Here is a 16,834-nt window from a genome sequence, read left to right on the forward strand (position 1 = left end):
CATACTCAACGGCGGGTAAAAATGCGTATTCCGGTGATTTATCTAGAGCATTTATTCATTGGTTGGAAACATAGCCTGAATTTCTGAAGAAGTTTAATCATTCTTCAGCATGGAACTGATCAAGGATCCCGCCGAGATTCTGTCAAAGTTTATCGATAGTACGCTCTGCGGCTCTGCGCAGCAGGGCTTTGATTTTAGCGAACACTTGCTCGATCGGATTTAGGTTCGGGCTGTCAGTTGGCAGGTCTTGCAAGGTTGCTCCTTGTGCTTGAATGATCGCTTCGACCTCGGCCACTTTATGCGCCGGCAGATTATCGCGGATGACGCTATCGCCGGGGCTTAACGTCGGTCCGAGCTGCGAACGCAGATATTCTTTGAAGGTATCAGCCTTCCTCGCCTGATCCCCCCGGTGTGGTTAGCCGATCGGCCCGCGATCCGGCCATGAAGGTCAGCGTTTGCCATTGGCCTGCCGCGCAGCGTCCTTACACCGAGCATCCCTTACAATTCTGCCATAGCGTCGGCTCATGCCGTTCGTCATCCTGGTTTCATCCAGAAATACCCGCTTGGAAATATCGCAATATTGTTGCCAGGCTTGCCATTGATTCTTCCGTTCAGACGCCCTATACGCGAGCGGTTGTGAACGGATGCTTTTTATAGCGAAAACCCAGCTTCAGGCGCAGAAACTTATTCAGGGCCGCGATCGATAGGGTAAGGCATGTTCGGTTTCCAGCCAGCTTTGCAGTTCCTTCAATGTCATCGATGGGCTTACCGCTTGCGCTATTAGGGCATCAGCATAGGGTTCCAGAATCGCCCATCGTAGCCGCCGGCTGGCTGGACACATGGCCGCTCTTTCGTCGAGGGAAATAGAACAATTATATATACTAGAATCTTATCTATAAATTAAGGATCTATGAGAAGTAGAATAAGTTTTTTTGCTAAGTTTTTTGTATTTTTAATAGTCGTTTAAGTCGATCTGTGTATTATGGCCCCGCATGACTAAAGTCGAGCTAAGAGCTTGCCATCAATGGTTTTAGGTTTGCTGCTTTTTTATATACGCTTCAGAATGACAGCTTCATGAGTCCAGGGATCATAAATATTTGAAAGAATAGGCACAGATTAAGCCTTCTTTCAGGCAGAGAACAAGACTTTTTCTATTGTCGTCCGGTAAAAAACAGCGTATGGCGTAGAAGGTGCCTGGATCGCTAACTCACTTGTTTTAATTTTTTAAAAAGGTGCGGTTTTGACGAATTTGCTATTTTAATACTGTGTGAATTTAGTCTATCAATAAAAATAAGTCCTTTTTAAGAAATCCGCTGCCTCTAAAATATATTTTCTAGTGGAAAAATTATGTTTTTTTGATGATCATCACATACGTCGTAGGTAAGTAGACTTTATAATTTCCACGACTGCTAATGCTGTTTAAATTCAATTAGGTACGTCAGCTATGAAAATTCTATCTGAGCCACCGATTATTGCGTTGACAAGAAGAACGGTAGATCCAGCCGTCTGTGGATTATCCTTTCTGGCTTTTGTGCTGTACTTTCAGGTTCCCTGGAACAGTTACCAAGGAATTCTATTGGTAGCCGTTGTGTTATTTTCCTGGATGGTTTCCCGAACGTTGAGACCATTACTGAGTTTTCGTGCGAGCGGCATTCACTCATACATTTTTGCTGTGCTGGCTGGAAGCAGCGTATTCATTTTCCTGATTTACTCTTTGTTTCTGAATACCCAATTTTCCGAGCATGTTCAAAAGTACGTCATCATGATCTGGCTGGTGTCCTTGCCGACATTATTGCTAGCCGCCCATGGGTTTCTGCATTTCTGGCTAAAATTTCGGCTGCATAAAACCAAAATTCGCAAATGTGTCATCGTTGGAGCCACGGAGGTCGCTTATCGATTAAGCAAGGAGATATCAGAGGACCCCAGTCTTTTGATGCAGTTTGATGGGTTTTTTGATTCACGCGATAAGGACCGCCTTTGGAACGGCTGCCAGGGAAAACTATTAGGCAATATGGATCATGTCTTATCGTATGTCAAAGAAAATGCCGTTCAGGTTGTCTTTGTCACGCTGCCGATTCGGAATGAAGAGCGAATTACTCGCCTGCTGGACGAATTGCGCGATACAACGGCTTCGATTTATTTCGTGCCCGACATATCGAATTTCGACCTGATTCAGTCTCGAATTGATTCTATTCATGATATTCCCATCGTGTCCGTTTTGGAAAGTCCAATTAATCATTTAAATGCAATATGGAAATCTGCATTCGATTTCATAATCTCTTTAATTATTTTAATTATCATTTCTCCTGCCATGTTCCTGATTGCGTTAGTCATTAAATTGACATCGCCGGGACCGGTACTTTTTAATCAAATCAGATACGGTCTCGATGGAAAAGAAATCAGAGTGTATAAATTTAGGACCATGAATGTTTGCGAAAACGGCCCGACTATTAAGCAGGCGACCAAAAACGATCGCCGAATTTATCCTTTCGGAGGATTTTTAAGAAAAACCTCGTTGGATGAGCTTCCTCAATTTTTTAACGTACTCAAAGGCGATATGAGTATCGTCGGTCCAAGGCCTCATGCCGTTGCACATAATGAGGAATATAGAAAACTTATTCAGGGTTATATGTTGCGTCATAAAGTCAAACCGGGCATCACCGGTTGGGCGCAGGTTCATGGATTAAGAGGTGAAACGGAAACGCTCGAAAAAATGGAAAAAAGAGTGGAATATGACCTGGAATATCTGAAGAATTGGTCGTTGTTGCTGGATGTTCTTATCATTATTAGGACGTTCGGTGTCGTGCTCAAAACGACGAATGCTCATTAGAATATTATTTTTTCACTGCGGTAATTGTATGGAATTGGTAAAACAAGAAAATTTCGCAAGCTCTTGCTAAGGAAGAGTCTTTTCATAAGTTTTTTGTTTGATATTTTTTGTTTCTTTACGGCCTACACAGCATTTAGGTGGAGGGTTATGTTTTACTTTTGGAGGAAATTATGATGATGAAGAAGCTGGTGATTTCGATTTCAGGCATGTTTATTTTGATGGTTAGCAGTCAGATATTTGCAGATCAAAAAAATGAGGTAAGTAAAGGCTTGAATATTACTTTAGCCAAGGACGCTAATGCTGCTGAGTTTCGTAAGGGCAAAGGCCATGGAAACGGCAATAACCATGGGAACGGTAACGGCCATGGAAACGGCCATGGAAACGGCCATGGAAACGGCCATGGAAACGGCCATGGAGACGACAATCCCGGCCACTGCAGAAAAAGTGTATCTCCTTGCTAACGAGGAAATGTTTTAGTTAAGGCAAGCTTCGGAGGAATGGATTCTGTATATCAGTGGAGGAGTTTGCCTTAATTTGGCTTTTTGGTTTTCCCAATACCTCTTTGCTATAAGTATGCCGGAACGGCGGAGCTTTTTAATGGCTTTTCGAGCATAAGTGTTTTTTGAGCCCAGTAAACAATAGGTGTAGTAATTGTTACTGAGCTTGTTTCGCAAGCCACAATCATTAGCCTAATAGCAGAGTTGGATACACATTTTGAAAAAATGAACAAATTTTAATGCAAATGAACGGATTCTCACTATCCGGTTTTTTTCTTTGGATAGAACGTTCGATTTATGTTGGATTCTTGGGGGTATTTATCGTATCTCCTTTACCCTTAGGCAGTAATCGAGGATGGGCATCGCTGGCGTTATCCGCTGTATTTCTGATGCTTTTGGCTGGGTATCTAGTTGTAGAGTGCTACCGAATGACCAGAGAGCCAACTAAAAGCCAAGCACAACCCAACCATTTGGGAAAGTTTCTGTTACTGTTTGTCGCTTTTTGGATGTGGGGTCAAGCGTCTCCTGTTCTGCTGGCGGACTGGCTGACCGTTTTATCTCCGGCCACAGTGGAAATTTATACGTCGGCGTTAAACGTATTGTCTTCCGATCACACCGAGAATGCATTTCCTGTTTCTTTGGAACCTGGAAAAACGCTCGATAAAGCCATGCTGACATTAGGCTGTTTTGCAATGGTCTGCTTAATGAACGGATTGATTAACAGTCGGAAACGGCTGGTACAGTTTTGCTATATGCTGATTTTAACGGGAGTATTCCAAGCGTTTTACGGCACTATGATGGTACTTACAGGTGTGGAATATTTATTTTTTGTGCCTAAAGAAGCCTATATCGGCAATGCGACAGGCACCTTCGTGAATCGGAACCATCTTGCCGGCTACCTGGAAATGACTCTGCCGATAGGCATTGGCTTGTTATTGGGTTCACGCAAAGTCTCGGATCGGGGCCGTCATCATTGGCGCGGGATTCTGGCTTATGCCCTGCAAACCTTGCTGAGCCCGATTGCCGTTTTACGCTGCCTGCTGGTCGTGATGGTGATCGGCCTGCTGATGACTCACTCACGGATGGGTAATGCGGCTTTTTTCAATGCGCTATTGATCACCTCGACGATAGCCTTTCTGTCCACCAAACAATTTCGCCGTCCAGGCTTCGTTGCGGTCATCGTCAGTATCGTTGCGGTCGATATAATTCTGTTAGGGACATGGTTCGATATCAGCAAAGTCGTGGAAAGAATCGAAAATACCGGCCTCGACCATGAAAGCCGTGACGAAGTTGTTCAATATGTGATGAAGATGATCCCCGATTTTTGGCTGGCGGGCACTGGCGCAGGTACATTCGCTTATATATTCCCCAAATACACTGGATTTGTCGGCGGTTTTTACGATTATGCCCACAACGATTATCTGCAGCTGTTAGTGGAACTGGGCGTTATCGGTTGTATCCCGCTGGCGGCTTATTTAATGCTTGGCCTTCAAAAAGGATGGGCGCTGCTGCAGTGTAGCAAATCAAAACTGCTGAATGGAATGGGGTTTGCCTCGATTATGGGCACTGTCAGCCTATTGATTCATTCCACGGTCGATTTTAATCTGCAGATACCCGCCAACATCCTATTGTTTGTGGCACTCCTGGCTTTGCCGCGGGTAGCCGAGCAAGCGCTCGGCAATTGCTCCTCGATTTGACGGTTATACGAGTGAATTATCGCAAGATTGCCTGGTGCTCGTTGGTGTTTTGCGCCCCGGCGCCAGGGGCTGAAGTGCTGGATATTCGGAAAGATCCGGTTATTTTTCCAGTTGGCCCGTTTGAGTTCGCGCCTATTTTCGAAGCGGCGGAGTCATACAATGACAACATATTTCAGCAGGATAGATTCAAAAAGGCCTCCTTTCTGACGCAGTTTCACGCCGGGGGGCAATTGGCGCTGAAAAGACAATTGAACCGATATACTTTGACTTATACCTTACAAAGTTCTCAATATCACAACAGCCCACAAGACGATTATGTCGATCATTTTGTCGGCGGTTCATCGCATGTTGAATTTACCCGCCGTAATCGGCTCGACATCAATCTGGGGTATCTAAATAGCCATTATCAGAGAGGGGTATTTCTAGGAAGAGATTTGCTAAGCTCCACAGGGCAAGCCGAGCCTGATCAATATCGTTTATACAGCGCCGGTGCCATCTACCGTTACGGCAGGGTCGAAGCCAAAGGTAATCTGGAGTTAAAGTTCAATGTTCAGAACTATACCTTCCAAAATAACCCCGAGTTTACGGCTAGACAGGAGAGAACGCAGTTCGTAACGACTCCCGGTTTTTATTTCCGGATAGAGCCAAAAACGACGTTACAGGCTCAGGTTGAAAATACATGGGTCAAGTACAGGCAGACCGAGGCATCGGCCTTCGATAGCATAAAGCAGCGTTTTTTGTTTGGAGGTACTTGGCAGTATTCGGTCAAAACCCAATTTGTTGCACGGGTCGGTTACTTGCATCAGGAGTTCGACAATTCTCAATTCAAGCAATTTAATGATGCGACATGGGATCTAGCCGTTAATTGGGCGCCATTAAGTTATTCGCGCCTAAATCTGACCATCTCGCGTGATGCGGCCCCAACGCTTGCGAGCAGTAATATTCGGGCGTCCGACCGTTTCCGTATGAGCTGGGAGCATGACTGGACCCCGCGTGTCAAGACTCAACTGTTCGGGGCGCGAGAAAATGCCGACAATCTTGGTGTAAATCGTCAGGATGACTATACCTCGTTCGGCTTCGACTTGAATTATGGGCTCCGGCGCTGGCTGGGCATCGGCATCAATTATTCGTATCGAAGTCTGGAGTCGAGCAATAGAGACTTCGATTTTAATCAGAATACGATCATGTTTTACATTACCGGCAATCCGCGTATTTCCGATGATGCCCAGGCCCCTTGGGCATCATGGTATTGAAGTGATAAAGACAATTATGAAAAAAATTTTATTTTTATGTTTTGCATTACTCGGACCGGCCGTTGCCCATGCAATTTCTGAGCCCCCAGCGGAAAGCAGCTTAATGTCCAATTACGAGCTCGGAGCAGGAGACAAAATTATGATTACAGTGTTTCGCGAGCCTGACCTGACTTTGGAAGCCAAGCTGACAGATGCCGGCACGATCATCTTTCCTTTTCTCGGCGAAATGAACGTGAAAGGTTTAACGGTGGGCAGATTGAAGGACAAAATTACACAGAGCCTTAGCGGCCGTTATCTGAAAGATCCAAGGGTTACCGTATCGGTTCTGGAATATCGCGAGTTTTTCGTGAACGGCGAAGTCAACAGGCCGGGGGCGTTTCCTTATCTGCCGGGGCTCACTGTGCAAAAAGCCATCTCGATAGCCGGCGGCTTTACCGAGCGGGCTTCGCAATCGAGCGTTCTGCTCGAGCGAGAAAAGGACGTGGCCCGCCAAGGCATCGAGGTTGAATTGGATGCGCCGATCGCGCCCGGTGATGTGGTGATCGTCGAGGAGAGCTTTTTCTGATGAATGATTTGAAGTTGAGGCCCACTGCCCAGATGGCTATGTCTGAGCGGCAGTTCAATATGGATAGAATCCTACAGGATGAGGTTTTTCTCGAAGAAGACAGCATAGATTTGCGTCATTATTGGGGCGTCGTCCGCCAATATCAATGGCGGATCTTGCTGTTGGCTATCGTGGCAACTGCTTTGGTGGGGCTATTCGTGTTTTCGATGAAGCCGGTCTATCGTTCTTCCGCAACGCTGTTGGTGGAAGGGAAGCAGGGCAATCTGCTTTCGATCGAAGACGTGTATTCGATGGATATGTCCAGGGCGGAATATTTTCAAACCCAGTTTGAAATCATTAAGTCCCCCGATTTGGCACGTAAGGTTATCCGCAGCTTGAAGTTGGCCGCGCACCTCGAATTCAGCGATTTACTGCCGGAAAAAGAAAGCCAGGCGTTTTGGACGGATTGGCTCGCGCTGCTGCCGGCGCTTGTTCCCGAAAGATCGGAAAGCAACGAAGCCGATGAAGCCATCAAGGCTGAAGAAGCCTTAGTGAAAGAGTTTCTGGAGAGACTGACCGTCAAACCCCGCCTGAAGACGCAGTTGGTCGATGTCAGCTTCGACGCTAAAGACCCCAAGCTGGCTCGGGAAGTAGTGAACGCATTGGGCGAGGCATTTATCGAGAGCGGCCTTGAAGCGCGTATGGAGGACACCCGCAAAGCGGCGGTATGGCTTTCCGAGCGTCTCCAATCCTTAAAGGACAGATTGAGCGAATCCGAAAACCGCTTGCAGGACTACCTGGCCAAGGAGCATCTGGTCGATTTGGAAGGCGTGTTGACATTGAGTACCAAGGAAATAGAGCAAAACACCGCAACCTTGGCGAGTGTGCGCCAGGCTCGTTTCGAAGCGGAAAACCTCTATAACAAAATCAAATCGGGCAAAGGGCTTGAGCAGGCTCCTGAGGTATTGCAGGATCCGGTTGTGATGGATCTGAAGAGCAAGAATGCCGAACTGGCGCGTAAGGAGTCGGATCTTGCCGAACGCTACGGGCCGGAGCATCCGGCGATGGTGGCCGTGCATTCGGAGCGAGCGTCGATAAAGGAATTGCTGGACAAACAATTGGCGAGCATCGCCTCCAGCATCAAGAGCCGTTATGAAATTGCCAGGGCCAATGAGCAGGCGGTTCTTTCCAGCATAGAAGGCAATAAATCGCAGGTGCAACATATAAGCCGGAAGCAAACGCGTTTGAGCGAATTGCAGCGCGAAGTCGAATCGAACAAAAAACTGTATGAGACCTTTATCAACCGCTTCAAAGAGGCTAACGAAGCTGCCGAACTTGGAGCCTCCAATATCCGTTTTATCGATAAGGCCAGTACTCCAATCGAGCCGGAAAAACCGAGGAAAAAGCTGATCCTGGCGTTGACTTTTGTCGGCATACTGTTTTTAGGCGTGCTGATAGCTTTCCTGCTGGATTATCTGGATTCCACTTTCAAATCGCCGGACGATATCGAAAGAAAGCTCGATCAGCCTTTCCTGGGCGTCATGCCATTGCTGGATAGGCTGCGCAATCAACCCGAAGCATTGGGGCAATTAGTCATGCAGGAACCGCGCGGCGTGTTCGCCGAAGCCGTACGTACGATCAGAACGGGTTTGGTATTATCGGCATTGGATAGCCCGCATAACATCTGGATGGTCACATCGTCGTTTCCGGGAGAAGGGAAATCCACGCTCGCGATGAGTTTGGCGCAATCCTTGGCGCAACTTGATAATGGCGGCAAGCGGGTGCTGCTGATAGAAGCCGATTTGCGCAGACCGACGTTGGCAAAACGCTTTCAGCTCCCTCCCAAATCGGTCGGTCTTACCCATGCGTTAGCTCTACATGCCAAGCTGGACGAGTGCTTGCATTCCGTGCAGGGACTGGCTTTGGATGTACTGCCGGCCGGTATGCCTCCTCCCAATCCTCTGGAGTTGCTGGCATCCAAGGCATTTGCCGAATTATTGGAAGAACTGGAAAAACGCTACAGCCTGATTCTGATCGACTCGCCTCCGGTGCATGCGGTCAGCGATGCGCAATGGCTGGCGCAGCACGTGCGCTCTGTCATCTACGCGGTCAAGGCTGATGCTACATCGATCAAGGCTGTGAAGGATGGACTTAAAATGCTCGAACGGTTTGGCGCCCCGTTGGCCGGCATCGTGCTGGCTCAAATGGATGTCGAAAAGAGCAAGCGTTACGGTCACGGCGAATATAGCGGTTATTACTATTACCAAACATCATATGGAGCCGATGAAGCCAACCTCTCTTGAGGAAGATTTCTGGCGCAGGCGGCTTCAGTCGCGAGTGAAGATTGTACTCCCCTCCCATGAAGGGGAGAGGGCTGGAGTGAGGGAGATCATGGTCTCTTTCATCTAATCCCTTCCAAAGAAGGAAGTTGTTTTTAGCGGTTCACATAAATACTAACCTAACCACCAACTAAGCATTAGGCCTAACCCATGATTGATATGCATTGCCACATGCTGCCCGGCATCGACGATGGTCCTAAAACGATGGAGCAATCGCTGGAGATGGCGCGCTATGCAGTCGAACACGGTACCCGATGCTGTGTGGTCACCCCGCATATTCAACCGGGGTGCTACGATAACGATAGCGACAGCATTCGCCGCATATTTGAAGATTTCCAGAGTCAGCTGGATGCCGAGAAAATCCCGTTGCAGGTCGGTATGGCCGCTGAAGTGCGTATTTGCGCCGAACTTCCCCTCCTGATCAGTCAGGGCAAAATTCCGTTTCTCGGAGGCTGGCAAGAAAAGCGGCTGATATTGCTGGAGTTTCCGCACGATCACATTACCGTTGGCGCGGAGAAATTGATCGACTGGCTAATCCAGCGCGACATCCTTCCGGTCATTGCGCACCCGGAACGCAACCAAAGCGTGATGCGCCAGCCGGAAAAGATCGATGCCTTTGTCAAAAAGGGTTGCTTGCTGCAGATTACCGCGGATTCGGTGACCGGCTTGTTTGGGGAGGTTTCTCAAAAACTGGCACTTTCATTGATCCAAAAAGGCAACGCAACGCTGATTGCGACCGATGCTCATAACCTGCATAAACGCCGGCCCAGCCTGAAAGCCGCTTATGAGATGCTGTTGCCGATCATCGGAGCCGCTAAGGCCCAGGCCCTGTTTATCGGGAATGCCGAGGCGATGCTGTCGTGACCGCAATCTGTTATTTAAAATCGAAGCCGGTGTTCCGGGCAATTTTATACCTCCCGATCATCCTGGGGATAACTATTCTGGCTGTTATTGCGATGCGCTGGTCTTTGGCGGATGTATATGCGACGCAACTGACCCATCATCTGGATACTGTGAATCAGGATAGCTCCAACAAAAACGACGATCAGTGGCGTCTGGCCGGGCAACATCTGGAAAAAACTCTGGAGCTGCGTCCTACGTATGCGCGTTATTTGGAATTGGCCAGCCTTTTTAATCAGAAATTGGACATCTTGGAAGTCGATAGAAAAAACCTTGCACAGGAACTAGGCTGGCAGCCAAATGAGCCTAAATTCCTGGGATATTTACGCCGCAGCATACGCCTTACGCCTTCCTGGCCCTATCTCTGGAGCCGATTGGTGGTCAGCAAATTGGTGTTGCAACAATTTGATGAAGAATTGAATGGAGCGATGGAGCGAGCGGTGAATTTGGGACGTTGGGAACGCTCGGTTCAATATGATCTGGCCTTATTGGGATTGAATAGCTGGCCCAATCTGCGGGGAAAGGCGCGCTTAGAGGGCCTCCAGGCTATCGAACAAACATGGGTAATGGAGAAAATACAGCATAGCGATGCATTCGATATCGCACCAATATTGACGCATGCCAATTTGTCTCAAGCTTGTGACCAAGATGCAAAAATAATGAGTAATTTGAAATTGCAAACTTTTTGTGCTCGTCACAAATAATTTTTAGTATCAAAAATTAATATCTGTCAAGAGTAGACTGAGCGGTGCTAATTTGGATATTGCCAATTAATGAGAAATAACGTTTTGCCGTCAAAAGGATTGGTATAGACATAACATTAGCCAAAATGCCAAAGATACGGCTTTGTTTGATAAATAGAATCTAGCCATTTGATTTAATTGGAAAATGCATAGATTATGTCTTTAAGAATAATAATTTAAAATCAACGCGTTATTGACTTATGCAGCAAATACTAAAGACACCAAACTGTAACCAGATATTTTCAGACCAGAGGCAATTTCATGGCATTTTAAAAAATTTAACCTATTGGTTCGCATTATAAATGTATTTAATACTTTTCTCAGGCCGTCCCTAAAGAACACTATTGAACTTCTGTAGACCATGATCGAAGAAATAGTTTTACCCATTTTGGAGCTTGTGCATTTTGGCGGTTGGTCGCTAGGTATCGGATGAGAAAAATTAAAGGACGCCTGCGCAATTCACCGAAAAAGCCGCGAAAGAAAGCACACCGTAGTGGAGCGAACAAGACTCAAGGTCGCCTGCGCAATTCACCGAAAGAGCTGCAAAAGAAAGCGCGCCGCACCGGAATGAGCAAAACTCAAGGCCGTTTGCTTAATACCTTTGGTGCTCACACATTTGGAAATATTGTCACAGTGTTCGATAGATTGCTCATGGTTCCGTTGCTGCTGCGGTTTTGGGGCGTGGAAGCATTAGGTACGTGGTTTGTGATTAGAACTTTTCCTGCTTATATAGCGGTGGCAGAACTTGGTTTTGCAAGTTACTCCGGTAATTTGATGACGAGATATATTCTAAAGTCATTTTACCGTCGTGCTGCAAAGCAATTTCAAACGAGTTGGGTGCTAATTAGTATTGTATCGGCAATTTGTTTGGTAATTGTGTGCGCTTTGCTATTGTTCAGTGATGCTGTCTCGTACCTTAATTTAAAGTCAATAACTCGTGTGGAATTCTCTTACGCAGTTATTGCATTCACACTTTATGCACTTGCAATATTCCAAACTCAATTGACGAATGCTGTATATAGATCGGTCGGATCGCCGGCTAGAGGCGTTTATTTGACGCATATAATAAGGTGCTTTGAGCTGGTGTTTTTTGTGGTCATGCTCGTGATGGGGGGGAGCTATGCGCAATGCGCACTGGCTTTTGCAGTTGCTCGAATAATAGGCAATGTTGGGATGGCTTATGACGTAAGAAAATTGGCAAATTGGGCTCAATACGGATATCAATATTTTCGATATGCAATATTTAAGCGTGCATTCAAACCGGCATTGGGCTTTACAAGTATACCGATGGCACTTGCGCTAAACCAACAGGGCTGTCTTCTTGCCGTTTCTGCAGCAACTTCTTCTACTGCTGTTGCCTCCTTTAGCTCGATGTATTTAGTTGTTCGTTTAGTTGTTCAATACGGCGTACAAATTAACCGGACTGTTTGGCCTGAATTGACGAGGCAATGGAGTAAGGGAGAGCAGGACAGAGCGTGGAAAATCCACGACAAGGCGTGCCGTATATCTTTCTTGGGAAGTCTTTTGTTATGCACCGGCCTGTTTTTCATGGGAAAGTGGCTAATTGATTTATGGACGTCTGGGAAAGTTGAGTACCTTGAGCCTGTGTTTGCTTTGATGTTGGTAACTGTGGTTTTGAATTCAACCTGGTATGCAAGCATAGCCATGCTGTTTGCAACAAATAACCATTTGGGTTTCGCCAAATTCGGCCCTTTAGTGGGCGGGCTTTCGGTAGTAATCGCATATATTGCATCAGTTAATTATGGCGTGATAGGAGGTGTACTGGGAACGATATTTTTTGAGTTGATGTGCCTAGCATTTGTGTTGTGGTCAATAGCTAGAATCAGGGGCTGTACCCTGCCTAGATTAGTTCGGACTGTGGTCGGATGATTAGTTCACTAGGTCATCATCGGTGCTGATTTATTTAGTTGAGAAGATAGCGGTGCCATTACCTATGCTTTTTGGCATAGTAAAATTGAGGAACCGGATTTTTCCGGGCGAATAAAAAATACGATAAACGAAAAAGTGAAAGAAAAATACATCTTCTACTCCGCGCAAACTCAACATGAGAATCTCGGTGATCGAATAATCAATCGAGAATTGCTGAAGCAACTGGCCAGTTATGGGAAAGTTTTCGTTAATGTAAACAACTGTCCAATTAGTTATCAAGAGGAATTAGCTAATACCGGTGCCAATTTGATTTCTTGCTCATTTAAATCAATGGTCCTAAGAATGGCTAGACTCACACTCTTAAGTGACAAGGTCATTTTCGTAATGAAACCCGGCCATTTTTTCGGCAGTGATGGCGGACTGACTAAACGTATTCTAGGCTTGGCATTGTTTTTTTTCTGGAGATTAATTGGGATCGACGTTTGTCGGTTTGGGTGCTCAGTGGGACCATATGAAAAATCAATCGAAATAATTGAAAAATTCCGTTCGTACTTCATGAGAGTGTACTCGGTACGGGAAAGCATTTCTGAAATCTATGCAAGGAGCATTGGTGTAAATAAAGTAACCCGTTGCCCAGATATGGCCTTCCTGCTTTTAAAGAGTATGAATACTATTGAAATAAATACACGGCGTGATTTTGTTATTAGTTTTAGAGCAGGAACACTGGGTGTAAACGATTATAAATATCTAGACGGAGTGGTTCGAAAACTGAAGGGACTTAGAGATCGAGGTATAATTAATGAGGACAATACAATCTTCCTTTCGCAAGTTGTTATGGATGCTGAAGCCAATGATTATATTAGTGCGGAGTTAGGGTTTAATAATGCAAGGTCATTGGTTTATTCAGAAAGTAATGAAACAAGTATATTTGAGCTATATGGATGCAGTGGCTTTGTATTGAGTAACCGCCTCCATGTTTTGTTATTTGCGATGTCACAGGGTGCCATCCCTATCCCAATGGTTGATGTGTCTGGCCATAATAAGATTACCGGGATTTTTTCAGATATAGGTTTAGAAAAATTGCTATTCGACTTGGACGGTGAGCGCAGTGCTGAACAACACTTTGAGTTAATTATTAATGATAAAAGCGCGATTTCAAATCAAATAAAAAACCTGTTTGAAGTTGAAGCAATAAAGATACATAACACAATTAAATTGGCTTTAGGTTCATAAAGTGAAAGTATTACTTGTACAAACAACTATCGGTGATTATCGACAGCGGGTGTTGGAAAGAATAGTCGAAAAGCTTGGTGATGATTTTAAAATCGTTTGTGGCAAGGAATACTTCTACAAAAGCTTAAAAATAGGTGTTCAGCTAGGTAATGTACTTACCCTAATAGATAATTACTTTTTCTTGGGACGGCGGCTTTTGTTTCAGCCTAGAGCTGTCTTGGAAGCGCTGATCCCGGATGTTGTTATTCTTGAGCTAAATCCGCGCATCGTTTCAAATTGGTTGATTATCTTGTTTAGAAAAATCTTGGGTAAGAAAACGGTGTTATGGGGTCATGCTTGGCCGAGGCAAGGGAAAGACTCATCGACAGACCGTATTAGGCAACTGATGAGGTCTCTGGCTGATGTAATCGTTGTATATACCGAAACCCAGCGTAAAGATCTTAACGAGAAAATGTCGCATCGCAAACCAATTATTGCGGCTCCCAATGCACTTTATCGCGTTTCAGATATGCACGCCGTGAGCCGATCTGCACGGACAGACTTCATTTATGTGGGCAGGATCGTAGAGGACAAAAAAGTAGCTCTGGCTGTTAAAGCCTTTGCCAAAGTTCAGGCATTGGTGCCCGAATGCAGATTGTTAATAGTGGGTGATGGACCAGCCCTTGTCGAAATAGAGCGTTTGGCAGGCAGCCTCATACCCGAGGGACGAGTGGAGTTTTTTGGCCATATATCGAAGATTGATTTATTAAAGAATCTCTATTCGCATGCGTTAGCTAGCCTCTCGCCTGGCTATGTGGGTTTGTCAATTACCCAAAGTTTTGGATTCGGTGTGCCGATGATTATTGCAGATGATGAGCCCCATGCCCCGGAAATCGAAGCTGCAACAAATAATGTAAACGCCCTTTTTTTTAAGGCTGATGATGAAGATTCGTTAGCGGGTGCAATGCTTGAAATTTGGAAAAATCGTGAGGAATGGATTACACGTGATCAGGCTATAAACCAAATTTGCATAAGAGAATATTCTGTAGAAACAATGGCTGAACGCTTGATTGAGGCAATGTATTATGGAATTTAAGTCGCCGTTCAGAAAGAAAGCCTTTTTGAGTGAGTGTTTGAGGCAGTTGTTAAGAGCATCCCGCAAATTGATGCTGAAGATGCTGTTGCAAAAAAAAATATCTTGGGGACGTGATTTCTCCATCGGTAAGGACTTCGATATTCGACCGCCATTATCCGCAGTATTTGGTAATAGAGTTGGGATCGGGAAGAATATTACCATCGAATGTAATGTAAGCGTCGGTGACGATGTGCTTATTTCAAGCAATGTAGCATTTGTTGGGAATGATCATCGTTTTGACGATCCTACCTTAACGGTATACGCACAAGGCCGCCATCCTGATGCAACCGTGGTACTTGAGGGTGATAATTTAATCGGTTTTGGCGTAATACTGGTGGGCCCTGTTAAGGTGGGCCGCGGCTGTATCGTCGGTGCAGGATCGGTGGTGGTTAAAGATTTACCGCCTAATTCAATATGTGCGGGTGTACCGGCTAAATTTATTAGGCAGCGGCATGCTTCCGAGTAGGTTTTCAGAGTATGGTTATTAGTTTTATATACTTTATTTTGCGGAAACTTTGTACTCGCCATTCTCGTGAAAGCGTGAATCTAGCTTGTTGATTTATCCTGATTATATAAATGCTGTCGATTTCTATATTAATATTAACTTTGATTGCTGGGATAAAATACCCTGGAGTATTACTGTCTGGCTTGTATTTTGGTTACACAGTCAGTGCTATTAGTGAAGTGCCCGGTGTGACCAGTGTTTATGCTCTTTGTGCGGTCAGCGTATTGGCTTTTAAACACGTTCGAGAGCGCTCCAGAATTGCACTTAATAAGCTTGACGTTGCGTTCCTGTTATTCTTGATTTGGCATAGCGCATCTGTAATCTGGGTAGAGTACCCAAATGCCGAAGTGGAGTTTGCGGTTGATTTTTTGCTGCCTGCAATCAGTGTTTATGCGTCATCCAGACTCCTGGCGTCTCTCCCTTTACCCGAGATTCGCATTTTGGAAGTCATATATGGTTTTTGTCTGATAGGTGCGGTTATTTCTTATCTCGTGGTAGCTCAAGGCGATATGATTTATGGCCGGTTGCGGATCAACTCGGCCTCCGTGGTTGGTCTGTCTCAACCTTTGCCATACGTGATCCTTTCAGCCATCGCCCTTCTGTTAGGGCAAAGGAAGCACACCCTGTACACATTGGCTCTCTCAGCGGCTGCCATCATACTTGCGGGCTATCTCACCTTCCTTACAGGCACTCGCGGTGCTCTAATCGCTGTAGCTGCTGGTTATATGGCCCTGACCTATATCTCTGCAGGGTGCACTATGCGACGTTTAAAACTGCGCAGCACCGCCTTGGTCATGGTGGCTCTAATTTTGTTTATTTCGTTCGATCTCGGCATCAGCGAGGATGGCACGCTCAGCCGCATTTTTAATTTTCAAAGTTACGGTTCATCCGAAGACACATCATCGCAAGAACGGCTCGAATTATACCTAATCGCCTACGAACTCTTTATGGACTCCCCCTTAATTGGTTCTGGATTGGGGGCTTTCTCGTTTCAAAGCTATTACCCTTACCCGCACAATATCTGGCTGGAAATTGCAGCCGCTTCAGGGGTTGTGGGCTTGGTTTTATTCGCCATTGTGATAATTCTAGTGTTCCGCAGAATAAGATATACGGGATTGCTCATGCTAGGGTGGCAAGGACCGACCTTAGTCGCACTCATTATCGCCGGATTCATACACCACCAGGTGAGCTTCGATTTATCACAAGCGAAGTCCTTGTTTACCATAGGATTTATTGCAGGCTATGGGCGCATGAAAGTTGAGAAAAATGGTGCGTATTAGTGGGACTTT

General features: G+C 45.7%; 13 protein-coding genes and 1 pseudogene. 13 read left to right on the forward strand and 1 reads right to left on the reverse strand.

All coding sequences use genetic code 11. The features are described 5' to 3' along the window. Nucleotides 1–142 precede the first annotated feature (142 nt). Nucleotides 143–388: pseudogene (locus tag JJL52_RS01535) on the reverse strand (transposase); the annotation flags it as partial. A gap of 1,056 nt (nucleotides 389–1,444) precedes the next feature. Between JJL52_RS01535 and JJL52_RS01540 the strand changes: the two are divergent. From JJL52_RS01540 to JJL52_RS01600, 13 genes are all read left to right on the forward strand, one after another. Next, on the forward strand, nucleotides 1,445–2,830 hold the full coding sequence (locus JJL52_RS01540) for an undecaprenyl-phosphate glucose phosphotransferase (protein WP_202050616.1): 1,386 nt from the start codon (nucleotides 1,445–1,447) through the stop codon (nucleotides 2,828–2,830). Between the two features lie 173 nt (nucleotides 2,831–3,003). Next, nucleotides 3,004–3,291 (forward strand): hypothetical protein, encoded by a 288-nt coding sequence (locus JJL52_RS01545; protein WP_202050617.1) that lies wholly within the window; start codon nucleotides 3,004–3,006, stop codon nucleotides 3,289–3,291. 464 nt (nucleotides 3,292–3,755) lie between these two features. Beyond that, entirely contained in the window at nucleotides 3,756–5,024 is a 1,269-nt protein-coding gene (locus tag JJL52_RS01550) for an O-antigen ligase family protein (RefSeq protein WP_202050618.1), read from the forward strand. An 11-nt stretch (nucleotides 5,025–5,035) separates the two neighbouring features. Next, on the forward strand, nucleotides 5,036–6,277 hold the full coding sequence (locus tag JJL52_RS01555) for an outer membrane beta-barrel protein (protein ID WP_202050619.1): 1,242 nt from the start codon (nucleotides 5,036–5,038) through the stop codon (nucleotides 6,275–6,277). Between the two features lie 103 nt (nucleotides 6,278–6,380). Further along, entirely contained in the window at nucleotides 6,381–6,842 is a 462-nt protein-coding gene (locus JJL52_RS01560; RefSeq protein WP_202050725.1) for a polysaccharide biosynthesis/export family protein, read from the forward strand. Between the two features lie 59 nt (nucleotides 6,843–6,901). Then, entirely contained in the window at nucleotides 6,902–9,124 is a 2,223-nt protein-coding gene (locus tag JJL52_RS01565) for a GumC family protein (RefSeq protein WP_202050620.1), read from the forward strand. Nucleotides 9,125–9,310: 186 nt separating this feature from the next. Further along, nucleotides 9,311–10,024, forward strand: a complete 714-nt coding sequence (locus JJL52_RS01570; protein ID WP_202050621.1) for a tyrosine-protein phosphatase — start codon at nucleotides 9,311–9,313, stop codon at nucleotides 10,022–10,024. Further along, nucleotides 10,021–10,764, forward strand: a complete 744-nt coding sequence (locus JJL52_RS01575) for a hypothetical protein (RefSeq protein WP_202050622.1) — start codon at nucleotides 10,021–10,023, stop codon at nucleotides 10,762–10,764. Before JJL52_RS01570 ends, JJL52_RS01575 begins: the two co-directional genes overlap by 4 nt. Before the next feature lie 468 nt (nucleotides 10,765–11,232). After that, on the forward strand, nucleotides 11,233–12,693 hold the full coding sequence (locus tag JJL52_RS01580; RefSeq protein WP_202050623.1) for a lipopolysaccharide biosynthesis protein: 1,461 nt from the start codon (nucleotides 11,233–11,235) through the stop codon (nucleotides 12,691–12,693). Between the two features lie 135 nt (nucleotides 12,694–12,828). Continuing rightward, nucleotides 12,829–13,926: a polysaccharide pyruvyl transferase family protein gene (locus JJL52_RS01585; RefSeq protein WP_202050624.1), complete on the forward strand. Its 1,098-nt coding sequence runs from the start codon at nucleotides 12,829–12,831 to the stop codon at nucleotides 13,924–13,926. A 1-nt stretch (nucleotide 13,927) separates the two neighbouring features. Next, entirely contained in the window at nucleotides 13,928–15,001 is a 1,074-nt protein-coding gene (locus tag JJL52_RS21620) for a glycosyltransferase (protein WP_202050625.1), read from the forward strand. Then, nucleotides 14,991–15,506: an acyltransferase gene (locus JJL52_RS01595; protein WP_202050626.1), complete on the forward strand. Its 516-nt coding sequence runs from the start codon at nucleotides 14,991–14,993 to the stop codon at nucleotides 15,504–15,506. The genes JJL52_RS21620 and JJL52_RS01595 overlap by 11 nt, the downstream gene beginning before the upstream one ends. A gap of 110 nt (nucleotides 15,507–15,616) precedes the next feature. Beyond that, nucleotides 15,617–16,825 carry an O-antigen ligase family protein gene (locus tag JJL52_RS01600; protein WP_202050627.1) on the forward strand — a complete coding sequence of 403 codons (1,209 nt, stop codon included), beginning with the start codon at nucleotides 15,617–15,619 and terminating at the stop codon, nucleotides 16,823–16,825. Nucleotides 16,826–16,834: the final 9 nt, after the last annotated feature.

This window comes from Candidatus Methylomicrobium oryzae, from assembly GCF_016745425.1.
Taxonomy (GTDB): Bacteria; Pseudomonadota; Gammaproteobacteria; order Methylococcales; family Methylomonadaceae; genus Methylomicrobium; species Methylomicrobium oryzae.